The organism is Thermodesulfovibrionales bacterium, from assembly GCA_026417875.1.
In the GTDB taxonomy this organism is placed as follows: Bacteria; Nitrospirota; Thermodesulfovibrionia; order Thermodesulfovibrionales; family CALJEL01; genus CALJEL01.
Genome location: JAOACK010000113.1, coordinates 1 through 905, shown reverse-complemented (window position 1 = coordinate 905; position 905 = coordinate 1). Strand labels below are relative to the sequence as shown.

At 36.7% G+C, this 905-nt stretch carries 1 protein-coding gene; it reads left to right on the top strand.

Annotated elements, in window-relative coordinates:
- The first annotated feature begins 72 nt into the window (after positions 1 to 72).
- Positions 73 to 870, top strand: a complete 798-nt coding sequence (locus N2257_10690; protein ID MCX7794851.1) for a hypothetical protein — start codon at positions 73 to 75, stop codon at positions 868 to 870.
- Positions 871 to 905 lie beyond the last annotated feature (35 nt).

Here is a 905-nt window from a genome sequence, read left to right as displayed (position 1 = left end):
AGATGTGTATAAGAGACAGGGATACACCAATAAATCAGCCCTATTATCCTGGAAATTATAGACCCTTAAGATATGAATAAAGAGCTTTTAAAGATACTGACAAACAAGCCAGAAATAATCACCGATTTTCCAAGATGGATGCTTCCAGAATCAGCTATTAATGAGATATTAGGTATAAGGGATAAAGTCATAGCTGAAATAGCAGGCAGGGACAGTATTGCAGCCGTTATTCGGGCTTGCGAGATCAGGAAGATAGAGGCAATAATCCCTACGATAGCCTATACAGGAACTGAGTATGGTGATTGGGATGTACCCTTTGAGAAGATAAATTTTTTGAAAGATAGATTAAAAAGTAGGGGTATAAAGGTTTTTGAACCAGTCCTGTTAGGGGCGCCAAGATTCTGGTGGAGGCTTTGTGGAAGATATTCTGTAGAATTTTCTAAAAGATATGGTTTTTATTCCCATTGTGTAGGATGCCATCTTTACCTTCATGCAATAAGGATACCTCTGACAAAAATATTAGATATAAAGATTGTTGTAGGAGGAGAAAGGGAGTCCCATGATGGAAGATTAAAGGTTAATCAGATAGGTGTTGCCCTTGATGCCTATGTATCTTTTATGAAAAGATTTGGCATAGAACTCTTTCTTCCATTGCGCTTCATAAGATCAGGAAAAGAGATAGAAAAAATAATAGGAAGTCACTGGGATGAAGGTAAAGAACAACTCCATTGTGTATTAAGTAAAAATTACTTAAATGATAAGGATGAGCCATTAATAGATGAAGAAAAAGTAAAAAGGTTTTTAGAAGAGGTCGCATCTAAGATTGCTGAAGACACTATTAATGAGTATTTAAGAAAGGGCAAAGGATGAGGACATTTCTTCTGCATAGAGGGCCGCACCTATTG